The sequence below is a fragment of the Pseudomonas sp. CM25 genome, from assembly GCF_013179705.1.
Lineage (GTDB): Bacteria > Pseudomonadota > Gammaproteobacteria > Pseudomonadales > Pseudomonadaceae > Aquipseudomonas.
Genome location: NZ_JABMCW010000451.1, coordinates 1 through 3,695, shown reverse-complemented (window position 1 = coordinate 3,695; position 3,695 = coordinate 1). Strand labels below are relative to the sequence as shown.

The 3,695-nt window shown below is 61.5% G+C and carries 6 protein-coding genes; 5 read left to right on the top strand and 1 reads right to left on the bottom strand.

From position 1 onward, the window contains the following. On the top strand, positions 1–475 hold a 475-nt coding region (locus tag HP546_RS27610), incomplete at its 5' end, for a S49 family peptidase (protein WP_172232205.1). Positions 476–564: 89 nt separating this feature from the next. On the opposite strand, the gene HP546_RS27605 is transcribed toward HP546_RS27610, so the two are convergent. Then, complete coding sequence (locus HP546_RS27605; protein ID WP_172232202.1) at positions 565–1,143, bottom strand: nucleoside triphosphate pyrophosphatase; 579 nt, start codon at positions 1,141–1,143, stop codon at positions 565–567. A 96-nt stretch (positions 1,144–1,239) separates the two neighbouring features. Here HP546_RS27605 and HP546_RS27600 point away from each other — a divergent pair, with 96 nt between their 5' ends. The 4 genes from HP546_RS27600 to HP546_RS27585 form a co-directional block, all read left to right on the top strand. Then, the gene (locus HP546_RS27600; RefSeq protein ID WP_172232200.1) at positions 1,240–1,767 is read left to right on the top strand and encodes a YceD family protein; all 528 of its coding nucleotides are present in this window, start codon (positions 1,240–1,242) and stop codon (positions 1,765–1,767) included. A 13-nt stretch (positions 1,768–1,780) separates the two neighbouring features. After that, a complete protein-coding gene (gene rpmF, locus HP546_RS27595) occupies positions 1,781–1,963 on the top strand; it encodes a 50S ribosomal protein L32 (RefSeq protein ID WP_003247154.1) in 183 nt (60 codons plus the stop codon). A 3-nt stretch (positions 1,964–1,966) separates the two neighbouring features. Then, positions 1,967–2,977, top strand: coding sequence for a phosphate acyltransferase PlsX (plsX, locus tag HP546_RS27590; RefSeq protein ID WP_172232197.1), 1,011 nt, complete (start codon positions 1,967–1,969; stop codon positions 2,975–2,977). A gap of 195 nt (positions 2,978–3,172) precedes the next feature. Further along, on the top strand, positions 3,173–3,695 hold a 523-nt coding region (locus HP546_RS27585), incomplete at its 3' end, for an ACP S-malonyltransferase (protein ID WP_172232194.1).

Sequence of the window (3,695 nt, the reverse complement as noted above, 5' to 3'; positions counted from 1 at the left end):
GGCCAGCCTGGTGGGCTCCATTGGCGTCACGGCGGCCGGTTATGGCTTTGTCGGCGCAATGGAGAAGCTGGGTGTCGAGCGGCGCTTGTACACGTCGGGCGAGCACAAGGCCTTCCTTGATCCTTTCTCGCCGCAAAAGCCCGAGGAAACCCGGTTCTGGCAGGGCGTGCTCGATACCACGCACAACCAGTTCATTGCCATGGTCAAGCAGGGGCGCGGTGACCGGCTGAAGGACAAGGAGCATCCGGAGCTGTTCAGTGGCCTGGTCTGGTCGGGTGAGCAGGCCAAGGCGCTGGGGCTGGTGGATGGGTTGGGCAGTGCCAGCTATGTGGCGCGTGAGATCGTTGGCGAGAAGGAGTTGGTGGACTTCACTGTGCAGGAATCGCCGTTTGATCGGTTTTCCAAGCGCGTGGGGGCCAGCGTGGCTGAGCACCTGGCGATGTGGATGGGGTTCCAGGGGCCGCAGTTGCGCTGAAGTTCGTCACGCATTTTGTGGTGTTTCTGAGATCGAGCGCCGCCCGCGCGGCGCTCGATTTCCCAGGCGCCACAACCCTCAAGCCAGGCTCAAGGAACCACCACCCCTTCCTTGGTCAACATATCCACCAGCCGAATCAATGGCAGGCCGATCAGGCTGGTCGCATCGCACCCATGGGTGCTCTTGAACAAACTCACCCCCAACCCCTCGGCCTTGAAGCTCCCGGCGCAATCCAGTGGCTGTTCCGCCGTCACATACCGCTCGATCCGCTCCCGGTCCAGCTCGCGCAGGGTCACGGTAAACGGTACGCAGTCCACCTGGCACTGCCCGGTGGCGCTGTTCAGCAATGCCAGTCCGGTCAGAAAGCTCACCTGCTGCCCGCTGCACTCCAGCAACTGCTCGCACGCCCGGTCGAACGTCTGGGGCTTGCCGAGCACCTGTTCGCCCAGTACCGCCACCTGGTCCGAGCCGATGATCAGGTGCCCGGGATGGCTGCCTGCCAATGCCTCGGCTTTCTGCCTGGCCAGCCGGCGCACCAGGTCCACTGCCGGCTCGTCAGCGAGGCGCTGCTCGTCTATATCGGGGCTTGCCCAGGTGAAGGGCAGGCGCAGGCGTGCGAGCAGTTCACGGCGATAGGCAGAGCTGGAAGCCAGTAACAGAGGAAGCATGGTAGACTCCTGAATCAGTTGAACTAATTCTATCACGCACGATGCCGCCTAATTTCCTTTGACAGGGGCGGGGGGCATCCCTAGAATGCTGCGCCTATGTTGAATGACCCGATTCCACCTCACGTTGACCCGCGCAAATTAGCCGATCGTGGCGTAACCCTTAACGGTTCGCTGCAACTCGCTGATTTGGAAAGACTCTGCGACCCGCTTTCCGACAATGTCGGTACGGTGCAGGCGAAGTTCGATTTTGAACGAGATGAACAGCACGTGGTGGTTATCCACACCGAGCTGGACATCGAAGTCAAAATGGTTTGCCAGCGTTGTCTTGAGCTGGTCACCCTGCCAATCCACAGCGAATGTACTTACGCCGTGGTGAAGGAGGGTGCGAATACCCAGTCGTTGCCGAAAGGCTATGACGTGCTGGAACTGGGCGAAGATCCTTTGGATCTGCAGTCACTGGTCGAGGAGGAGCTTCTGCTCGCCTTGCCCATCGTGCCTGCTCATCATCCGGAAGAATGCCAGCAGCCGGCGGGCGCAGACGAGCCCGATTCGAGCAAGGACGAGGTATCGCGGTCCAACCCGTTCAGTGTTTTGGCGCAGTTAAAGCGTGACCCAAACGTTTAGGAGTTAATCAATTATGGCTGTTCAGCAGAACAAAAAATCCCGCTCTGCCCGTGACATGCGCCGTTCGCACGACGCTCTGTCGGAAAACGCGCTGTCGGTAGAGAAAACCACTGGTGAAGTTCACCTGCGTCACCACGTTTCGCCAGAAGGCGTATACCGTGGTCGCAAAGTGGTCGACAAGGGCGCTGACGAGTAATCCTTGTCCGCTCAGATCATCGCGATCGACGCAATGGGCGGGGACTTCGGTCCCCGCAGCATTGTCCAGGCTAGCATTGCCTGCCTTTCGGCTACTCCCTCGCTGCACCTGACCCTCGTCGGTCAACCCTCCCTCCTTGAAGATCTTGTCAGCGGCCTTGCGGCTGCAGATCGCGCGCGCCTGCAAATTGTGGCGGCCAGCGAGGTGATCGGCATGGACGAGCGGCCATCCCAGGCATTGCGGGGCAAGCCGGATTCGTCGATGCGCATTGCCCTCGAACTGGTGCGTGACGGCAAGGCCCACGCCTGCGTCAGTGCCGGCAATACCGGTGCGCTGATGGCGCTCTCGCGTTTCGTGCTCAAGACGTTGCCGGGTATTGATCGGCCAGCCATGGTGGCGGCGATCCCGACCCAGGCGGGCTACTGCCAGCTGCTTGATCTGGGCGCCAATGTCGACTGCAGCGCCGAGAACCTCTACCAGTTCGCCGTGATGGGCTCGGTGGCCGCCCAGGCCCTGGGGGTGCACCGTCCGCGTGTGGCGCTGCTCAATATCGGTACCGAAGACATCAAGGGCAATCAGCAGGTCAAGCTGGCGGCCAGCCTGTTGCAGCATGCGCGGGGCCTTAATTATGTAGGCTTCGTGGAAGGTGACGGGTTGTATCGCGGTGAGGCTGACGTGGTGGTCTGCGACGGGTTCGTCGGCAATATCCTGCTCAAATCCAGCGAGGGGTTGGCGACGATGATCGGTGCGCGTATCGAGCGGTTGTTCAAGGGTGGCCTTTTGTCGCGGGCGGCGGGGGCGGTGGCCATGCCGTTGCTCAAGCGCCTGCAGGCCGACCTGGCACCGGCGCGACACAATGGCGCGAGCTTCCTTGGCTTGCAGGGTATCGTTATAAAGAGTCATGGCTCGGCTGGCGTGCAGGGCTTTCAGAGTGCCATCCAGCGGGCGCTGATCGAAATTCAGGAAAACTTGCCGCAGCGCCTGCATGGGCGGCTGGAAGACCTGTTGTTGTGATCTGTACGGCCGCTGTGGGAGCGGGTTTACCCGCGAGAGGGCCGTGGCTGAAGGAACAAAGACCTTAGGCAGAATCCCGATGAAGTGCTTAAATGTGACCGCTTGGTCCGTGTCTTCATCCAAGCTTTCAGATTCCGCGCCTGGCCGAGCGCCCGGCGCACCCTATCCGACGACAAGATCATAAGGGCTTGTTCAATGTCTGCATCTCTCGCATTCGTCTTTCCCGGTCAAGGTTCCCAGTCGCTGGGCATGCTCGCCGAGCTCGGCGCCGAGAAGCCAGTGATCATCGAAACCTTCAAGGAGGCTTCCGCGGCACTGGGTTACGACCTGTGGCAGCTGGTCCAGGAAGGCCCGGAAGAACAACTCAACCAGACCGACAAGACCCAGCCGGCCATCCTCACCGCGTCCATCGCGCTGTGGCGCCTGTGGCTGGAGGAGGGCGGCGCGCAGCCGGCCTTCGTTTCCGGTCACAGCCTGGGTGAGTACAGCGCCTTGGTCGCTGCTGGCAGCATCAGCCTGAAGGACGCCGTTCGCCTGGTCGAGCGTCGCGGTCAGCTGATGCAGGAAGCCGTGCCTGCCGGGCACGGCGCCATGGCCGCCATTCTCGGCCTGGATGACGCTGTAGTCGTGGAAATTTGCGCCGAAGCGGCCGAAGACCAGGTGGTCAGCGCTGTCAACTTCAACTCGCCAGGCCAGGTGGTCATCGCCGGTAACAAGG